Here is a 16,748-nt window from a genome sequence, read left to right as displayed (position 1 = left end):
AACCGCGCGACACTAGCAGAGCGAGGGCGTCTGGGCAAATTGCGGCGACGGACCTGCGCTCTTCAAGCGGCTGCCGGGTTCAACCTGCCGCGAATCCGTTGCGCAGGTCTGCGATCAGATCTTCCGGGCTTTCCAGGCCGACCTGCAGCCGCAGCATCGGGCCAGCGCCGCGGTCAGGACCGTGTTGTTCGACTTCCGTGATGAGGCTTTCAAACCCACCCCAGGAGTAGCCGACGCCGAACAGTTTCAACGCGCCGGTAAAGCGATCCAGCACCTGCCGGTCGGTGGTATTGAATTCGAAACTGAGCAAGCCGTTGCAGCCGTGGAAGTCGCGCTTCCAGATCGCGTGGCCTGGATCGTCCGGCAACGCGAGATAGAGCACGCGGGCAACCTGGGGCTGGGCCTGCAGCCATTGTGCGATTTGCAGCGCGTGACGCTCATGCATGGCCATGCGCGCCGCCAGACTGCGGGCACCACGCAGCACCAGATAGGCATCATCAGGGCTGACGGTATTGCCCACGGCGGTGTTCATGGTTTTCAGGGCATGCCAGTGCGCTTCGGTGGTGCTGACGCTGCCCATCATGACGTCGGAGTGGCCGGCCACGTACTTGGTCAGGGCCATCAGCGAAATGTCCGCGCCCAGCTCCAGCGGCTTGAACAACACCCCCGAGCCCCATGAGTTATCCACAGCCAGCAGCAGATTCCTTGCTTTGCACAGCTGTGACAGGGCAGGCAGGTCACACATGTCGAATGTCAGCGAGCCGGGCACCTCGGCATAGATCATCCGGGTGTTGGCCTTGATCAGCGATTCCACGTTACTGCCGTCGGCCGCGTAGAAATCGAACTGGATGTCGAAGGCGGTCAGCATGGTTTTCGCCAGCCGCCGAACAGGGCCATAGACCGATTCGGTCATCAGGACATGATCGCCGGGACGCAGAAACGATTGAAACATCTGCGCCACTGCGGCCAGCCCGGTCGGGTACAGGCAGGTGCCGTGTGCGCCTTCGAGCTCGGAGATCAGGTCTTGCAAGGCAAACGCAGTCGGGTTGCCGTTGGCACCGTAAGTCAGCGAGCGCTCAGGCCCCGCGGTGCGAATTTCCGCCTGCCGCAAGCTTTCCAGACTGTCGAACAGCACTGTACTGAGGCGTACGACGGGTGGGTTGACCGCAATCCCGGGCCCGCTGCTGGCACTGCGGCCGCATTGCGACAGGGCGGTGTGGGCACGAGGGTCTTTGTCTTGCGGCATTGGAGGCTCCGGGTGGAAAAGGCTTGCAGGCTGCGGCGCTGGTACCCGCAAGCGTAATGCATCGTGCGCCTGGCAGGTATCACTGATCGTTCAACATAGCGCTCGCGTAGAACTCATGCAGTTTCGCTTGCAGTAACTGTCTGTCCGGCAGGCGGGTCTGGTACTCGGCAATCAACGCGGGTGAAAGCGAGCGGTTCAGAGCGTACTCGACTACTTCGTCGTTTTTGCTGGCGCAGAGTAAAACGCCAATGGCCGGGTTTTCATGGGGTTTGCGTTCGTTGCGGTCCAGCGCTTCCAGGTAGAAGTCCAGCTTGCCGAGGTATTCGGGCTCAAAGCGGCCGACCTTGAGCTCAATGGCAACGAGGCAGTTGAGGCCTCGATGGAAAAACAGCAGATCCAGAGCAAAGTCCTGGCCGCCGACCTGCAACGCGTACTCGGAGCCGACAAAACAGAAATCGCGGCCTAGCTCGATCAGAAAGTCCCTCAGGCGTTTCAACAAGCCGCCATGCAGGTCCGCCTCGGCGTGCCCCGGTGGCAGCTCCAGAAACTCCACCATGTAGGCATCACGGAATATATCCAGTGCGGCCGGCCGGGTTTCCTTGAGCATCGCCGAGGCTTTGGCTGGCTGGGTGACAGTGCGCTCGAATAGAGCGTTCTTGAATTGGCGCTCAAGTTCGCGTTTTGACCACCTTTCCTGAGTTGCCATTTTCAGGTAGAACTCGCGTTCTTCAGGACGCTTGCTCTGGCTGAAAATGATCAGGTTATGTGACCAGGATAATTGTCGCGCCAGTGGCGCGACTTTCTCTTCTGCACGGTAAATCTCATAGAATTGACGCATGCGAAAAAGGTTGCTGCGCGTGAAACCACGCAGTCCTGGCTGGGTGGTGGCCAGATGCTCGGCAAGCTGGGTGACCACCGCGTCACCCCATTCAGCGTTTTCAAGCTTGCGACTGATGTAAGCGCCGACTTGCCAGTAAAGCTCGATCAATTGGGTGTTCACCGCCTGTGCGGCCTGCTGTCGAGCGCTCCGGATCATGGCGAGCACTTCATCAAAGCGATCATGTACAGGCGTATGCGGTGTGTTGGGAGTACTCATACTGAAAGTACTCCACTGCGTGGCGACCTGATGGGCGATTGCAAGCGAAAGTCTGGAAGAACAGTTGTTCGGCTCATAAAGGCGCGTCCTTGGGCGGTGGCTAAGGTCGGCTACTTTACGTGCAGATCAGGACGTTCTGTTCCAGAGTTTCCTTTGGGTTTGTAGCATCAGGTTTCTGTCCGCGAAGGACTTGACGTGTGCCTTATTTATCCAGATCGGACGCCTGATGCCGCTCCGGAACCTGATCGGCTTCTTCGCCCCAGGTGCGATTGACCTTCTGGCCTTTGATAACGGCAGGGCGTGCGGCGATTTCTTCTGTCCAGCGAATCAGATTCGGGTATTCGTGTACCGAGAGGAATTCGGCAGCCGAATACACCTTGTTCTGCACCAACGCGCCATACCATGGCCAGACCGCGATATCGGCAATCGTGTAGGTGTCGCCAGCCAGGTAGCGGTGCTCGCCCAGGCGACGGTTCAGCACATCGAGTTGGCGCTTGGCTTCCATCGCGAAGCGGTTGATGGGGTATTCGAGTTTTTCGGGCGCATAGGCGTAGAAATGCCCGAAACCACCACCCAGATACGGCGCAGCGCCCATCTGCCAGAACAGCCAGTTCAGCGTTTCGGTGCGGCCTGCCGGGTCGGCGGGCAGGAAGCTGGAAAACTTCTCTGCCAGGTACAGCAGGATAGAGCCGGACTCGAATACCCGAACAGGTGTTTCATGGCTTCGATCCAGCAATGCCGGGATCTTGGAATTGGGATTGATCTCGACAAAGCCGCTGGAGAACTGATCGCCCTCGGAGATGCGGATCAGCCAGGCATCGTATTCCGCGCCGCTGTGCCCGAGCGCCAGCAGCTCTTCGAGCATGATCGTGACCTTCACGCCGTTGGGGGTGGCCAGCGAATAAAGCTGCAGCGGGTGCTTGCCGACCGGCAGCACCTTGTCGTGCGTGGGGCCGGCGACGGGCCGGTTGATGCTGGCGAACGTGCCGCCCGCTTTTGTTTCCTGCTGCCAGACCTTCGGCGGGGTGTAGGACGTTTGGGTCATGAGGAGCCTCGCTTGTTCAAGGGTGATCGCTGGACCGGTCGTGTTGCAAAGGACCATTGACGTTATAGATCAACGCGGGTGCAGGGAAGTGCCTTGCGATCGTGAACGAGTGTGGCGAGGGGCTCATTTCGCTACCGCTGGGAGTTTGTGGAATATTCCTACAGCAACTAAGGCGGCATCCTATAGCTGTGGCTGGGTAAAAGAAGAGAACATGTGTTCGCAGCATGAGGCCATAAGGTTAGCCATTTATGATCTTGGTTGTCAAAGTCGCTCTCTCTGATTTACCTATTAATAGCTGGATACCGTATGCCGTCTTTTTGCAGTCCGGGCGTTATGAAGTGGCGTGACCTGATCATCAATCTTGTTTCCAAGGAAATAAAAATCCGTTACATGGGCGCAACGTTGGGCTTTGTCTGGTCATTGGGCAATCCGCTGGTTGTAACACTCACGTATTACACGGTGTTCACCTATATTCTGCCCAGCAGTCAGGATCGCTTCGCGCTGCACCTGGTGACAGGTGTTGTGCACTGGATGCTTCTGGCACAAATTGTTTCGCAAAGCGGAGAGTGGCTGATCAATAACGGCAACCTCATTCGAAAGTTGCGTTTTCCCCGTCTGTTACTACCCGTGTCCGGTGCGCTGGCAATCGTTGTTTTCTGGGCCGGCTGCATGCTCGTCTATGCATCGCTGTTTGCCATGCTCGGTGGCGTCTTTTCGCGTGCGCTGTTGTTTTATCCGATTGTGCTGATCGCATTCATGGCATTGATCATGGGCTTTGGTCTGGCGCTCAGTGTCATTCAGGTCACCGTACGGGATGCCAAGCACTTCATCGACGTGTTTCTACCCTTGCTGTTCTGGCTCACACCCATCGTATGGGTGACCTCATCGCTGCCCGACGGTATCGCCCGCATTGCGGCCTATAACCCGATAGGCCTGTACTTCAACACTTTCACCAGCATTCTGCATACCGGAGTCGTTCCGGAGCCCCGTGATCTGCTGCTGTGCGTGCTCATGGGCGCTGCGTCGCTGCTTGTGGGCCTGTTGATGTTCAGGAAGGTGGACAACGTGGTGGAGTATCTATGAGTCGCGTCGTCATCAAGGCAGAGAACCTCACCAAGCAGTTTGTTCTGCGCCACAACAGAGGCGGTTTGAAGAAGAAGTTTCTCGGGCTGTTTGACGCTCAATACCGTGAACGTGCCGAAACATTCACGGCAGTCAGCGATGTATCGTTCACCTTGCACAAAGGTGAGTCGCTTGCACTGGTGGGGCATAACGGTTCAGGTAAAAGTACCTTGTTGCAATTGGTCTCACGCATTCTTGTGCCCACCAGTGGGCGTCTGACCAGCGTGGGTCGGGTGGCACCGCTAATCGAAATAGGGGTGGGTTTTCACCCTGAACTGACCGGCGAGGAAAATATCTACCTCAATGCCAGCCTGTTTGGATTGAGTAACAAGGAAGTGCGTTCGCGTTTCAACGAGATTGTCGATTTTTCCGGGTTGGGAAACTTCATCGATACGCCGGTAAAGAACTATTCGTCAGGCATGTACATGAGGCTGGGTTTTTCAGTCGCCGTTCATGTCGAGCCTCAGACATTACTGGCTGACGAAGTTCTTGCGGTAGGGGACGAAGAGTTCAAGCGCAAATGCCACGAACGAATTCGCATGATGCAGGATGACGGGATGGCCTTGATTCTTGTTACCCACGCAGTAGAAGAAGGTAAAGAGTTTTGCCAGCGTTACTTGACGCTCGAGCGTGGCCGGATGACCGAGCACGGTTATTACTGATTCATTGTTTCGCGATGCCATGCTTCCAATCAACTTGGCCATCACTCCATTCATAAAGGTATTTCCATGTTGCAAATTATCGTTCCGATGGCCGGGGCCGGGAGTCGCTTTGCGGTTGCGGGCTACACCGATCCCAAACCGTTGATTCCTGTACATGGTGTACCGATGATCAAGGTCGTGATCGACAACCTGACGCCGGAGTGCCCGCACAGATTCATCTTTATCTGTCAGGCGGAACAGGTCGCCCGTTACGGGCTGAGGGAAAAACTGCGTACCTGGGCGCCCGGCTGCGAGATCGTCGAACTCGGCGGCCTGACCGGGGGCGCTGCGTGCTCGGTGTATGCAGCGAGGCACCTGCTCGATGACAGCCAGCAAGTGATGATTGCCAACAGCGACCAGTACGTCGATGTGGATATAAACGCCTATCTGCAGGTAATTAACGAGAGCGATGCAGAGGGCTTGATCATGACCATGAAAGCCAGCGATCCGAAATGGTCGTTCGTGGGCTTCGGTGCAGCAGGCCTGATCGACCGTGTGGTGGAAAAAGAGGTTATCTCTGACGAGGCCACTGTCGGCATCTATAACTTTCGCCGTGCAGGTCAACTGATATCGGCCATCGAGGCGATGGTCGCGAAAGATCTTCGCGTCAATGGCGAGTTCTATGTCGCACCGGTTTACAACGAGCTTATCGGGCAGGGCGCCAGGGTCATTCATTACAGCATTGGTGCAGAAGGTCATGGCATGTATGGCCTGGGCATCCCGGCAGACCTCAACCAGTTCCTGTCGTTGCCGCTGAGCAGGCAGGCAGCCTCGGGAAAAGAGGCCTGACATGCAGATCATCAGCCATCGCGGCTATTGGCTGCAAAGGCCAGAGCGCAATCTGCCCGAAGCTTTTCATCGATCATTCGACCTTGGCTTCGGCACCGAAACCGATGTCCGTGATGTGGCTGGCCAGCTGGTTATTTCCCACGACATGCCCGCGGGCGGCGAGCTGACGCTGGACGGCCTGCTCGACATCATGGCGGGCCGCAACCTGCCGCTGGCCATCAACGTCAAGGCGGATGGCCTGGCGCAGGCTCTCGCTGAAACCTTCGCGCGGTACGGCCATACCAACTGGTTCGCCTTCGATATGGCGGTTCCGGACATGCGCAGTTACCTCAACGCCAACCTCATCACTTACACCCGTCTCAGCGACGTTGAGCCTTCGCCTGCCTGGCTTGAACAGGCTGCAGGCGTCTGGCTTGACGGTTTTGAGGGTGAGTGGTTCTCCAACCAGGTCATTGGCGATCTTCTTTCCCTGGGCAAGCGGATTTGTGTGGTGTCACCCGAATTGCACGGGCGTGGTCATGACGCCCTGTGGCAGCAATTGCTTGAGTTCAGGTCGCAGGACCGTTTGATGCTGTGCACTGATCTTCCCGCAGACGCAGCCACTTTCTTCACGTGAGGCAATCATGATCAAGGCAGTGATTTTCGATATGGACGGTGTCCTTATCGACGCCAAGGAATGGCATTACGACGCACTGAACAAAGCGCTCAGCCTGTTCGGTTACAACATCAGTCGCCACGAACACCTCACCGCCTACGACGGTCTGCCCACCTCGCGCAAACTCGACATGCTGAGTGTCGAACGCGACCTGCCGGTTGCGTTGCACGCCTTCATCAACGAGATGAAACAGCAGTACACCATGGAGATCGTTTACGCCCAGTGCAAACCGACCTTTGTGCATCAATACGCGTTGTCATCACTGAAAGCGCTGGGTTACAAGCTGGCAGTGGCGTCCAACTCCATTCGCAACACCGTGGAGGTCATGATGAACAGGGCAGATCTCGACCGATACCTCGATCTGCGGCTCTCCAACGAAGACGTCAGGCATGCCAAGCCAGCGCCGGACATCTATACCAAGGCCATCAGCCAATTGGGTCTTCGGCCTGAAGAGTGCCTGATCGTCGAGGACAACGAGAATGGCATCAAGGCCGCAAGAGACTCCGGCGCACATGTGCTGGTCGTGGCTGAAACCTGCGATGTAAACCTTAATAACATTCTTGGCAAAGTCGAGCAGATCAACTTCGAAAAGGCGGCAGTCCTGTGAGCGCGTTGAACATCATCCTTCTGACCGGCAGGCAGTCAGAGGCGCCGCACGATGAGGGCGAGTACCCGCACTACCTGTGCGAATACAACGGCAAGCCACTGATTCATAAACTGATAGATAACTGCGCAGTACTTCAGCCGCGCAGGATGATCTGCACATTCTCGAACCACGATATCGCCCGGCTGCACCTTCGCAACATGGTCCCGCAGATGCACCCGTCGGCCAGTGTTCTGCCGGTTCACAACATCACCCGGGGTGCGGCGTGCACGGCGCTTCTGGCGAGTGAAGAAATCGACAACGATGATGAACTGCTGATTCTCAGTGTCAGCGATTCTCTGGATATCGAGCTGCAGGATGTAGTGCGCGCGTTTCGGGAAAGTCATGAGGATGCCGGAGTGGTCATCTTCAATTCTCTGCACCCTCGTTATTCATTCGCGCGCCTGGATAGCGACTGCCGGGTTATCGAAGCTGCTGAAAAAAATCCGATCAGCTCAAACGCCATTGCAGGTGTGTACTGGTTCAAGTCCGGCTCGCTGTTCGTATCGGCGGCCAAGGAGATGATTCGCAAGGACGCCAGGGTCAACGACAACTTCTACATAGCCCCCGCCCTTAATGAGCTGGTGCTCTTGCAGAAGAGGATCGGCGCCTACCGGATCGAACCGAATCAGTACCGGCCACTGAAAACCGACAGTCAGCTCCACGCTTTCGAAGCAGGAGAAATGCGATGAAAACGGCCAGACTGGAAGACATGGTCAAAGGCTGGTTCGTGGGCGGATTCGAACCTGCAGTTTTCAGTACCGAGTCCTGTGAGGTCGGGGTCAAGACCTACAAGGCAGGTGAAAAGGAAGCGGCTCATTACCACAAGGTCGCCACCGAGATAACCGTGCTCATCGCCGGGTCAGTCAACATGCGCGATCAGGTCTGGCATGCCGGCGACATCATCGTTCTGGAACCGGGTGACATCACGGCGTTCGAAGCGCTCACCGATGCGACCACCGTTGTCGTGAAGGTGCCAGGTGCGCTTGCTGACAAGTACGTCGTCTGACCATGAAAACGACCCATCTGCAGCATCACCCAAGCCTCGGTTACATAGCGGCTGGCAGTCTGCGCAGCCTCCCGGTGGGGCTGCTGCTGCCCCATGACTGTTCCAGCTTGATCTCATTTCGCGCGCATCCCTTTCGCAAGCCTGAAAGGGTGATCAAGAAACTGCATGCCGCACAGCGTCCGTTGTGTCTGTATGGGTCGGGTAGCTACTGTTTTTATGGTGTCCAGAGTGATTCGCCGCTGGCACCCCTGCTGCTGTGGGACGGTGCGCACTTTCTGAATGTTGGCGAAAAAATCACGGTTATCGAAGACTCGCCTATCGAGTGTTATCTGGATCGTGATTACTTCGCCGGCTCGCTCAAGGTCATTGCGCGTTCGGCCAGCTCGGTCACTTACAAGAAAGTGTCCAGGCTGACTGCGGAATCGAACGACGATCTCGACAGCTGGACCTTCGGCATTCCTGTCGGTCCAGGCGACGCCACCGTTCTCAATGCCGTCGTGAAGCGCATTCTGGAAACTGACATCCCGCACAAGGAGATACTGCTGTGCGGCACACCGGGAAGTAACTTCGCCTATTTCGACAAGGTCCGCATCGTGGGGGAGGACATCACGGCCCCGCCCGTGCAGATCTGCAAGAAGAAAAACCGTCTCGCGCTGGAGGCCAGACACAGCAATCTGGTGATCCTGCATGACCGCGTCTTTTTGCCAAAACACTTCGGGGAAGTTGTCCGCCGCTTTGGTCCGCGCTATCCGTTGATGACCTTGCAAAGCATGTTCTTCGATAACCGAATCAGCATGCATCCGCGGCGTTACTCGGATTACGGCATGGCTATGGACGAGGTCGCGCAGGGGCTGCTGGGGCTGCACCGCACCAGCGGTAATGCTCAGTCCATTGCGCCTTCAATATTCCCGGACGTCGACCGGACCGGGTTCTGTTTCGCCAGCCCGATGCGCTACAACAACGATGCAAGTTACCCGACAGGCAGTCTCTACATTTGTCGCAAGGACGTATGGAATGCCTGGCCGCTGGACGAGTCCCTGCACTGGGTGGAATACGAAGACATCGAGCATGCATTGCGAGCGTCTCGCGCGGGTATTCCGAACCGGATCAACCCTTTCGGCATCACTCAGTCAGTGACCTCCCGGGCGCTGCTGGGTGGCAATGCTCCGGTCGAATCCGTTGACGGATGTCTCGGCGTATCGGGGCCTTGTTATGTGTCACTGCTGGAAAAGAAACCTCTTTTGAACCTGTCTGCCGAGACCGCGCTGGCCAGATTGCGGCAATTTGCTGACAAATACCTGGCCAACCCGTCGGCGGTCGTCATTCCAACCGGTCTTGATCACGTCTCTGTTCGAGCCTGGATCGAACTGATCGATAACGTAGTTCAGCAGTCCACCTTCAAAAACGACAGTGAGACGGTCAGAGAGTTTATCGGCGACTTCGAGAGGCTCGTCTTGCTCGACCAGCTACCGAGTACGCGTCAGGAGTTTCTGGTCAATCGCTTCCTCACAGACCCTGCGCTGGCCAAACAGACACTGATCACGCAGAGCTGCGAAGTGCGCAATATGTTGCGTCAACGCGGCACGCAGACCTGGTTTGCTCGTCAGCAGGATGATTACTTTCACCACAACCTTCTGTCACTCCCTGGCATTTTGATTTCGGCCGTTCGTGCTTATCGAAATAACGGGAAAAGTTTCTATTTTGAAAGCCTGTGGGCTGCTGTGAAAGCCATCTACAACTCGACTCCCTTCATGTCCTACAGCAAGGGGGCGAAGTGAAGATATTCGTCGTTTCTCAGTTGAGCTCCAGTACCGCCAGCCATCAACTGATCTGTCAGCTGGCGCGCATCCAGCACGAGCATAGGAAGACTGTTCCCGTCCTTGTGATTGATGACCGCTACAACCTCTCCGAACTACCCGTCAGCGATTCATCGACCGAACACGCTTTGTTCTGCCTGGATGATTTTCTTCACGACAATGGTGTAAGCGGCATTGTGGCGAACAGAATTGCCCAGCACATGGATAAAGTCGAAAGCGACTGGGTGCTGATTGATTTTGGCCAGCATGACTCGGCTACCTGCATGGACTTCATCCAGAAAATTGCTCGTTACAACTATCTGAGCGCCAGGCTGCGAAAGCGAAATCTCGTGATCATGGTGCCCGCCATGCACCTGGGCATTTATTCGCGAACCCTCAATGCCTCGTTCAACAATTTACCGGCAAGCACAACAGCCTCAGTCCGTTCCGTTCAGATTGGCAGGCTGCTCATGGTCACCCGTCTTGAGAGAGTGCTGATGAGTATTCCAAGGCTGGCCGGCGTCTTGCGCCGAATGAGGCGTGTTGCTCTGCGCGTCTTTCGGCGTGTTCCAAGATCCCATTGACCGATCTGCCGTTAGCCGTCGGTAGCAGGCGCTTCTCATTACAAGGTTAAACACATGCCTCATCTTGTGGCCGTTGATTCCAGAAAAATCAGCGTGGTTATTCAGGGCCCTCTGTATCGCAACCTGAGTTCCAAACGAAATATCTTCGCCTGCATCGCATCGATCCGTACGCACCTGCCTCAAGCCGAAATCATCGTTTCGACCTGGCGTCATGAAGATACGTCCGATGTGAAGGCGGACCAGATCGTCATGTCGGATGATCCGGGTGCCTTCGTCGATGACGCCGGAAATCAGATCAACATCAATCGCATGCTGCTATCGACGTTATGCGGTATTCAGAGCGCTTCAAGACCCTATGTCATGAAAATGCGCGCCGACCATAACCTGACCAGCGCGGCACTGGCTGTCATAGGCCAGTCTGATGATACCGAGCCGGGCGAGACACAACTTTTCGACACGCCCATCACCACCACGACGCTTTATATTCGCGACCCTGAACGGTTGCCGATGTTGTTCCACATATCGGATCTGGTTCAATTCGGCACGCGCGGCGCAATGCTCGCCATGTGGGGGCAACCGCTGTTCGAAAGGGACGCGCTTTTCAACGCCAGGCCGTCTCGCAATCCGTTTGGCAACTTCATTGGCTACACGTCCGCGCGCATGGTGAGCGAGCAGGCACTGATGCTGGGTGTCATGCGCAGGAAGGGTATTGAGGCCCTGCTCGCGCGACCCTGCGAGGTAGGGCTGAGCAACCTGAAGTTATGGGACAACATCTTGAGGCGCAACTTCAGAGTCCTCAACCACTGCGAGGCTGGCGTCGACTTTCCGGAGCGCTTTCTGACCAGCCGCCGCGTACTGACCACACTCTACAAGGCCTCTGCGATAGAGCAATTGCAGAGCCTCGACCCTAAGGGCTACAGGCTGAGAATTGCGCGTATCTGGCTCAATCAATACCTGCTGACCTGCCTGCGCCCCGGCTGGTGGGTGTCCTTTGCGACCATCGTACTGTTCAGCACCTCACCGACCCTCGCCAAGCGCATCCGCTCGTACTGGCGCACGCTCAGGAAGGTCGCGCATGCGGAGTCATATCGGGTTTGAGGGCTGGGCGTGTGTAGGTATCGAAATACGTCACGCGTTACGCAAGCGTTCATCCAGCTTGCTGAGCAACGCATATGGATCAGCCCCGAGCCCCCGGCACACATCCATGAACTCGATGACATCGAGCCTGCGCTCGGCGTTCTCTGTCTTCGAGATAAACGACTGCGGTCGCCCTAGCCTGACGGCTAATTCTTTTTGCGTCATACCGGCTGCATTGCGCGCCTCCAGCAAAAGATCAAGCAACGCCTGGTAGCGAGCGTTATGGATGGTTTTCACTTGGCAAACCCTCTAATAGTCCGGTTACCTGAATAAACCTGACTTGGGATTATCCTAAAGTGGGTTTTCGACCGGGATAGCCAGCAAAGTGCTGCCAGCGGCTGATTTAGCGGGAAGCTTCTCAAGCAGATGATATCCACTGTCCAGCCGCAGTAAGAAAGCTGTAGGCATTAAAAAGCCGGCTTGTGGCCGGCTTCTCGTAGGCGGTTCTGATCTATTTTTGATAGACCGCAATCGCCTTCAACAGATGCGCCTCTTGAAGAAGCGCGAATCGGCAACAGGGCAAACGGATCACATGCCCCGTTCAAACACCGCATCGCATGACTGCGTCAGGTGCTCTGGATGGCGAACAGGATACTGAACTTCGCCTTCCATGCCCAGCCCGAATGCTTTTCAGCCGTAAACACCTCATAACAGCAGCATGGCATTGCGTCGGCTGTTCAGTGTCGACCACCAGAATATCCAGCCCAGAATCCGTATTTTTTCCCGGTCGATATCTTCGGCGCTGAACAGTTCGTCCGGGTATTCGGCGTCGTTGTGGCTGCGCAGGCGCAGGCCGCCGTTGGGCAGGCGGTAGAGGTAGCGGACGCGCAGGATGCCGCCGTGTTCGAGGGCGTAGATTTCGCCGTCGATGACCTGGGTCAGCTCGCGGTCGACGCCGAGGATCGAGCCGTCCTGGATCTTGTCGGCCATGCTGTTGCCGACCATGGCGACGCACATGCAGTTTTTCGGGTCGATGCCCATGTTCTGCAGGACTTGCAGGGGCAGGCGGATTTTCTGTCCGGGGGCTTCGGCGAGGACGGTCTTGCCGACGCCGTGGGTGGATTCGGCTTCCATGAAGATCTGGATTTCCACGTCGCCGCGCGACACGTTTCTGGCCTGATGAATGATGACGCGGGTATCGCCGCCAGTGTTTTCATTGGCGCATTCGTTAGGGTGTTTGGGGCCTTCGCCGGTGCGCAGCCAGCGGGCGTTGACGGTCAACAGTTCAGCCACCTCGTCAATCCGCGCCATGGGCACGCCGCGCTTGAACCAGTTATTGACGTGTTGCGGCGTGATTTTGCGGTTGGCGGCAAAATCAGTCGCTGTGAGATGGCACTCCCGAAGGAGGATGCGGAGTCGATCACCTGATGTATTCATAGTGGCGAAGTCTACGGGCGTCGCCGGGGCGTTTAAATGAACGAGGTGTTGACGTCGACGTTATCCCAGGGTGGGCGTGGCTATCCGGACTACGGATGGAATGAATGTCGTGTAGGTGGATTCCGTAATAGCGCTTTTGGCACTAAACGAGGTATTGCGCGTTTACCCCCGCTATACGGGCATTAACGAACTGTTGCTTGAATGTCTAAAAGCCGGGCGCATTTTTAAACGTGCGTGCTGCAAAAAAGATGGATTGGGTTTCAGCGAGCGAGGTGTGCGGGGAGGTGCAGCGAGGAGGGGCGGGAAGCGTGTTTCAGGGCACGGGTGGGGCGTGCCCTGAAACGCCAATCGATGATCAGCCTTTGTACGCTGCAACCGATTTGGTGATCTCGGCACGGGCAGCGTCAGCATTGCCCCAACCTTCGATCTTCACCCATTTGCCTTTTTCGAGATCCTTGTAGTTCTCGAAGAAGTGCTTGATCTGCTCAAGCAGCAGCGGCGGCAGGTCGGTGTACTCTTTCACGTCGACGTACAGCTGGGACAGCTTGTCGTGTGGCACTGCGATAACTTTGGCATCGCCGCCGCCGTCGTCAGTCATGTGCAGGATGCCGACCGGGCGTGCGCGGATAACCGAACCTGGGGTAACCGGGTATGGGGTTACCACCAGCACGTCCAGCGGGTCGCCGTCGTCAGCCAGGGTGTTGGGGATGAAACCGTAGTTGGCCGGGTAGAACATTGGGGTGGCCATGAAACGGTCAACGAACAGGCAATCGGAATCTTTGTCGATTTCGTATTTGATCGGCGCGTGGTTGGCCGGGATTTCGATGGCGACGTAGATGTCGTTCGGCAGGTCTTTACCAGCCGGAATCTTGCTGTAGCTCATTGGGCATTGCCCCCCTGGTTGAACAGACAGATTGTGGCGCGAACCGCCATAAAGTGGTCCGGATTATAGGCATATTCTGTTTTGGTTGCTACGCATGGCCTTGGCGGCCGTCAGCTGTCCCGGTAAGCCGGGTCCTGTTGATGCAGCAGGTCGAGCCGCGCCAGGGTGTCCTGACGGTAGAACGCTTTCAGTTGTTCGTAGACTGCCGGGTAACTGCCGTGCAGCAGGTCGGGCGCGCTGAAGAAGTATTCGCTGGTCACGGCGAAGAACTCGGCGGGGTCTTCGGCGGCATAGGGATCAATGGCGGGTTCGGCGTCGGGGTTATGGTCCAGTTGCCGGTTGAGATCATCGAACGCGCTTTGCATGACGCGAGCCCATTCGGTCACCTGCATGTCACTGTGCAGCGGCGGCAGGCCATTGGCGTCGCCGTTGAGCATGTCGAGCTTGTGCGCCAGTTCATGGATCACCAGGTTGTAGCCATCCCAGCCGCCGCTGCTCAATACGCCGGGCCAGGCCAGAATCACCGGGCCCTGCAGCCAGGCTTCGCCGCTGTGCTCGCCATCCCACTCGTGTTCGACGCCGCTGGCATCGCGATGGCGCTGCGGGCTGACGAAGTCGTCGGGGTACAACACGATTTCATGAAAGCCCTGATACCAGTTCAGTTCGCCGAGGTTCAGCAGCGGCAGCTGCGCCTGGGCGGCGAGAAGCAGCCGCTGTTCGTCATCCAGATCAACGCCCGGCAGCGCACTGAGGTGCTTGTCATGCAGGAATAGCACGCAGGCGTCACGCAGTTGCACGCGCTGCCCGCTGCTCAGGCCATCGAGGATCGGCAGACGTGCGCAGACGTTCTGCCATAGTTCTTCAGCAACTGGGTGTCGGGCAAGCGTGCGCTGCCTGCGCCAGTTGCTGAATGACCACATGATTCAGCGCGCGTCGACCGGACGCGAGGTGCGGCTGCGCACTACGCCAATGACCATCGGAACCAGCGACAGCAGGATGATTGCCAGCACCAGAAAGGTCAGGTTGTGCTTGATGAATGGCACGTTGCCGAAGAAGAAGCCCAGTGTCACCAGGCTGCCGACCCACAGCACCGAGCCCAGCACGCTGAAGCCCACGAAGCGCGGATAGGACATCCTGCCGACGCCCGCGACGAAGGGCGCAAAGGTACGGATAATCGGCAGGAAGCGCGCCAGCGTGACGGTCTTGCCGCCGTGGCGTGCGTAGAAGTCCTGGGTGCGCAGCAGGTAGTCGCGGCGGAAGATTCGCGATGACGAGTTGCTGAACAGTTTTTCGCCAACCGTGCGGCCGATTACGTAGTTGGTGCTGTCGCCCAAGATCGCTGCGAGCATCAACAAACCGGCCAGCAGGACCGGGTCCATGCCGCCACCGGCAGCCACGGCGCCGGCGATGAACAGCAGCGAGTCACCCGGCAGGAAGGGCATGATCACCAGTCCGGTCTCGCAGAAAATCACCAGAAACAGGATCGCGTAGACCCATGTGCCGTAGTTGGTCACCAACAGGTCAAGGTAAACGTCGAGATGCAGAATAAGGTCGAGCGGGTTGAATTCCATTAAGGCACCTGAGGCGAGAACCCTGTCCGGGGTCGCATGCGGAAGAAACGACTGCGCGGCATTATAGAAGCAGAATGCGCAGAAGGGGCTTCGGAATAAGCGGCGGGGTTGAATGGGGTGTGAGCGGTACAGCCTTGAGGAGGGAAGAGCAGTCCGCAGTGTTCATCCGGGCTTATGCCGCAAGCCGGGATGATGACGCGAATCTGCCCGGCGCCTGTGAACGGCATAAGCCAGTGTGGAGCCTAGTGTGGCGCGGCAGGGCCGTCCAGCAGGAAGTTGCCGATGGGTTTGTCTGAATGATCGTCAGTGCCGTCTGATTCCAGTGTCTGCAGTTCGGCCTCGTCTTTCAGGTTGACCCCGGAAATCTGCCGTCTGCAGGCCTCGCGCATCAGGTACAGCAGCCGATGGGCGGCCATGCCGTAGCTCAAGCCTTCCAGGCGCACATTGGAAATACAGTTGCGGTGCGCATCGTTCAGCCCGACCTTTGGCGCGTAAGTGAAGTACAGGCCCAGGCTGTCCGGGGAGCTGAGACCGGGGCGCTCGCCGATCAGAATGACCACCATCTTCGCACCGAGCAGTTCGCCGACCTCATCGGCCACGGCGACGCGGCCCTGTTCGACCATGATCACTGGCGACAGCGACCAGCCCTCGGCGCTGGCCTGTTCTTCCAGGCGAATGAGGAAAGGCACCGCATGTCGATGCACCGCTAGGGCGGACAGGCCGTCAGCGACCACTACCGCCAGATCGAGACCGCCCGGATGAGCCTCGGCGTAGTCGCGCAACGTCTGCGCTGATTCATCATTAAGGCGACGGCCCAGGTCCGGGCGCTGCAGGTAGCTGTCCCGGTCGGCGGCGGCGCTGTGCAGCAGCAGGGTTTCACGACCCTTTTCCGTCAGTTGTGCGCTGATCGCGGCATGGTCGAAGGCCAGATGCACCGCGTCGCGTGCCTGCGCATGGGCGGCTTGAAAGTCCAACTGCGCAGAGGTCGGCAGGCTGGTCCCGGTACGCCCCAGCGCAATACGCGCAGGGGTCAGGCGACGCAGCTCCAGCCATGGATTGGCGGGGGCGGCGCTGTCTTGTAGTTCGTTCATCGG

19 protein-coding genes are annotated in these 16,748 nt (G+C 57.5%); 10 read left to right on the top strand and 9 right to left on the bottom strand.

All coding sequences use genetic code 11. The features are described 5' to 3' along the window. Window positions 1–79: 79 nt before the first annotated feature. The 3 genes from metC to yghU form a co-directional block, all read right to left on the bottom strand. Window positions 80–1,246, bottom strand: coding sequence for a cystathionine beta-lyase (gene metC, locus JOE34_RS03240; RefSeq protein WP_116895570.1), 1,167 nt, complete (start codon window positions 1,244–1,246; stop codon window positions 80–82). Between the two features lie 79 nt (window positions 1,247–1,325). Beyond that, the gene (locus JOE34_RS03235) at window positions 1,326–2,342 is read right to left on the bottom strand and encodes a PDDEXK nuclease domain-containing protein (RefSeq protein ID WP_004394003.1); all 1,017 of its coding nucleotides are present in this window, start codon (window positions 2,340–2,342) and stop codon (window positions 1,326–1,328) included. A 202-nt stretch (window positions 2,343–2,544) separates the two neighbouring features. Further along, complete coding sequence (gene yghU / locus JOE34_RS03230) at window positions 2,545–3,387, bottom strand: glutathione-dependent disulfide-bond oxidoreductase (protein ID WP_003317234.1); 843 nt, start codon at window positions 3,385–3,387, stop codon at window positions 2,545–2,547. 306 nt (window positions 3,388–3,693) lie between these two features. Between yghU and JOE34_RS03225 the strand changes: the two genes are divergently transcribed. The 10 genes from JOE34_RS03225 (at window position 3,694) to JOE34_RS03180 (ending at window position 11,784) form a co-directional block, all read left to right on the top strand. Beyond that, window positions 3,694–4,470, top strand: a complete 777-nt coding sequence (locus JOE34_RS03225) for an ABC transporter permease (protein ID WP_032663105.1) — start codon at window positions 3,694–3,696, stop codon at window positions 4,468–4,470. Next, window positions 4,467–5,171 (top strand): ABC transporter ATP-binding protein, encoded by a 705-nt coding sequence (locus tag JOE34_RS03220; protein ID WP_010407784.1) that lies wholly within the window; start codon window positions 4,467–4,469, stop codon window positions 5,169–5,171. Before JOE34_RS03225 ends, JOE34_RS03220 begins: the two co-directional genes overlap by 4 nt. Window positions 5,172–5,237: 66 nt before the next feature. After that, window positions 5,238–5,999, top strand: a complete 762-nt coding sequence (locus tag JOE34_RS03215) for a glycosyltransferase family 2 protein (RefSeq protein WP_024662686.1) — start codon at window positions 5,238–5,240, stop codon at window positions 5,997–5,999. Between the two features lies 1 nt (window position 6,000). Beyond that, the gene (locus tag JOE34_RS03210; protein ID WP_016567084.1) at window positions 6,001–6,615 is read left to right on the top strand and encodes a phosphodiesterase; all 615 of its coding nucleotides are present in this window, start codon (window positions 6,001–6,003) and stop codon (window positions 6,613–6,615) included. A gap of 7 nt (window positions 6,616–6,622) precedes the next feature. After that, window positions 6,623–7,261, top strand: a complete 639-nt coding sequence (locus JOE34_RS03205) for an HAD family phosphatase (protein ID WP_096114277.1) — start codon at window positions 6,623–6,625, stop codon at window positions 7,259–7,261. After that, window positions 7,258–7,989, top strand: coding sequence for a glycosyltransferase family 2 protein (locus JOE34_RS03200; RefSeq protein ID WP_209995107.1), 732 nt, complete (start codon window positions 7,258–7,260; stop codon window positions 7,987–7,989). The genes JOE34_RS03205 and JOE34_RS03200 overlap by 4 nt, the downstream gene beginning before the upstream one ends. Beyond that, window positions 7,986–8,306 (top strand): hypothetical protein, encoded by a 321-nt coding sequence (locus JOE34_RS03195; RefSeq protein WP_003317241.1) that lies wholly within the window; start codon window positions 7,986–7,988, stop codon window positions 8,304–8,306. Before JOE34_RS03200 ends, JOE34_RS03195 begins: the two co-directional genes overlap by 4 nt. A gap of 2 nt (window positions 8,307–8,308) precedes the next feature. Then, complete coding sequence (locus JOE34_RS03190) at window positions 8,309–10,084, top strand: hypothetical protein (RefSeq protein ID WP_046718907.1); 1,776 nt, start codon at window positions 8,309–8,311, stop codon at window positions 10,082–10,084. Continuing rightward, on the top strand, window positions 10,081–10,686 hold the full coding sequence (locus JOE34_RS03185) for a hypothetical protein (RefSeq protein WP_032663111.1): 606 nt from the start codon (window positions 10,081–10,083) through the stop codon (window positions 10,684–10,686). The genes JOE34_RS03190 and JOE34_RS03185 overlap by 4 nt, the downstream gene beginning before the upstream one ends. A 54-nt stretch (window positions 10,687–10,740) precedes the next feature. After that, window positions 10,741–11,784, top strand: coding sequence for a WavE lipopolysaccharide synthesis family protein (locus JOE34_RS03180; protein WP_209995106.1), 1,044 nt, complete (start codon window positions 10,741–10,743; stop codon window positions 11,782–11,784). Window positions 11,785–11,814: 30 nt separating this feature from the next. Here JOE34_RS03180 and JOE34_RS03175 read toward each other — a convergent pair whose 3' ends face one another. The 6 genes from JOE34_RS03175 to eutC form a co-directional block, all read right to left on the bottom strand. Continuing rightward, window positions 11,815–12,060, bottom strand: coding sequence for a helix-turn-helix transcriptional regulator (locus JOE34_RS03175; protein ID WP_209995105.1), 246 nt, complete (start codon window positions 12,058–12,060; stop codon window positions 11,815–11,817). A gap of 408 nt (window positions 12,061–12,468) precedes the next feature. Beyond that, window positions 12,469–13,200 carry an XRE family transcriptional regulator gene (locus tag JOE34_RS03170; protein ID WP_004409537.1) on the bottom strand — a complete coding sequence of 244 codons (732 nt, stop codon included), beginning with the start codon at window positions 13,198–13,200 and terminating at the stop codon, window positions 12,469–12,471. Window positions 13,201–13,555: 355 nt separating this feature from the next. Then, complete coding sequence (gene ppa, locus JOE34_RS03165) at window positions 13,556–14,083, bottom strand: inorganic diphosphatase (RefSeq protein WP_003317259.1); 528 nt, start codon at window positions 14,081–14,083, stop codon at window positions 13,556–13,558. 110 nt (window positions 14,084–14,193) lie between these two features. Continuing rightward, window positions 14,194–15,003 carry a M90 family metallopeptidase gene (locus tag JOE34_RS03160; RefSeq protein WP_209995104.1) on the bottom strand — a complete coding sequence of 270 codons (810 nt, stop codon included), beginning with the start codon at window positions 15,001–15,003 and terminating at the stop codon, window positions 14,194–14,196. A 3-nt stretch (window positions 15,004–15,006) separates the two neighbouring features. Then, window positions 15,007–15,654: a DedA family protein gene (locus JOE34_RS03155; RefSeq protein ID WP_004414903.1), complete on the bottom strand. Its 648-nt coding sequence runs from the start codon at window positions 15,652–15,654 to the stop codon at window positions 15,007–15,009. A gap of 242 nt (window positions 15,655–15,896) precedes the next feature. Next, window positions 15,897–16,745 carry an ethanolamine ammonia-lyase subunit EutC gene (gene eutC, locus JOE34_RS03150; protein ID WP_209995103.1) on the bottom strand — a complete coding sequence of 283 codons (849 nt, stop codon included), beginning with the start codon at window positions 16,743–16,745 and terminating at the stop codon, window positions 15,897–15,899. Window positions 16,746–16,748 lie beyond the last annotated feature (3 nt).

Origin of the sequence: Pseudomonas sp. PvP028 (assembly GCF_017832255.1) — a bacterium.
Taxonomy (GTDB): domain Bacteria; phylum Pseudomonadota; class Gammaproteobacteria; order Pseudomonadales; family Pseudomonadaceae; genus Aquipseudomonas; species Aquipseudomonas syringae.
This window is presented reverse-complemented; position numbering and strand designations above follow the sequence as displayed.

Bases quoted from the DNA above. Each gene is read 5' to 3' on its own strand.
- metC (WP_116895570.1), bottom strand. From the start codon at position 1,246: ATGCCGCAAGACAAAGACCCTCGTGCCCACACCGCCCTGTCGCAATGC.
- JOE34_RS03235 (WP_004394003.1), bottom strand. From the start codon at position 2,342: ATGAGTACTCCCAACACACCGCATACGCCTGTACATGATCGCTTTGAT.
- yghU (WP_003317234.1), bottom strand. From the start codon at position 3,387: ATGACCCAAACGTCCTACACCCCGCCGAAGGTCTGGCAGCAGGAAACA.
- JOE34_RS03225 (WP_032663105.1), top strand. From the start codon at position 3,694: ATGCCGTCTTTTTGCAGTCCGGGCGTTATGAAGTGGCGTGACCTGATC.
- JOE34_RS03220 (WP_010407784.1), top strand. From the start codon at position 4,467: ATGAGTCGCGTCGTCATCAAGGCAGAGAACCTCACCAAGCAGTTTGTT.
- JOE34_RS03215 (WP_024662686.1), top strand. From the start codon at position 5,238: ATGTTGCAAATTATCGTTCCGATGGCCGGGGCCGGGAGTCGCTTTGCG.
- JOE34_RS03210 (WP_016567084.1), top strand. From the start codon at position 6,001: ATGCAGATCATCAGCCATCGCGGCTATTGGCTGCAAAGGCCAGAGCGC.
- JOE34_RS03205 (WP_096114277.1), top strand. From the start codon at position 6,623: ATGATCAAGGCAGTGATTTTCGATATGGACGGTGTCCTTATCGACGCC.
- JOE34_RS03195 (WP_003317241.1), top strand. From the start codon at position 7,986: ATGAAAACGGCCAGACTGGAAGACATGGTCAAAGGCTGGTTCGTGGGC.
- JOE34_RS03190 (WP_046718907.1), top strand. From the start codon at position 8,309: ATGAAAACGACCCATCTGCAGCATCACCCAAGCCTCGGTTACATAGCG.
- JOE34_RS03180 (WP_209995106.1), top strand. From the start codon at position 10,741: ATGCCTCATCTTGTGGCCGTTGATTCCAGAAAAATCAGCGTGGTTATT.
- JOE34_RS03170 (WP_004409537.1), bottom strand. From the start codon at position 13,200: ATGAATACATCAGGTGATCGACTCCGCATCCTCCTTCGGGAGTGCCAT.
- ppa (WP_003317259.1), bottom strand. From the start codon at position 14,083: ATGAGCTACAGCAAGATTCCGGCTGGTAAAGACCTGCCGAACGACATC.
- JOE34_RS03160 (WP_209995104.1), bottom strand. From the start codon at position 15,003: ATGTGGTCATTCAGCAACTGGCGCAGGCAGCGCACGCTTGCCCGACAC.
- JOE34_RS03155 (WP_004414903.1), bottom strand. From the start codon at position 15,654: ATGGAATTCAACCCGCTCGACCTTATTCTGCATCTCGACGTTTACCTT.
- eutC (WP_209995103.1), bottom strand. From the start codon at position 16,745: ATGAACGAACTACAAGACAGCGCCGCCCCCGCCAATCCATGGCTGGAG.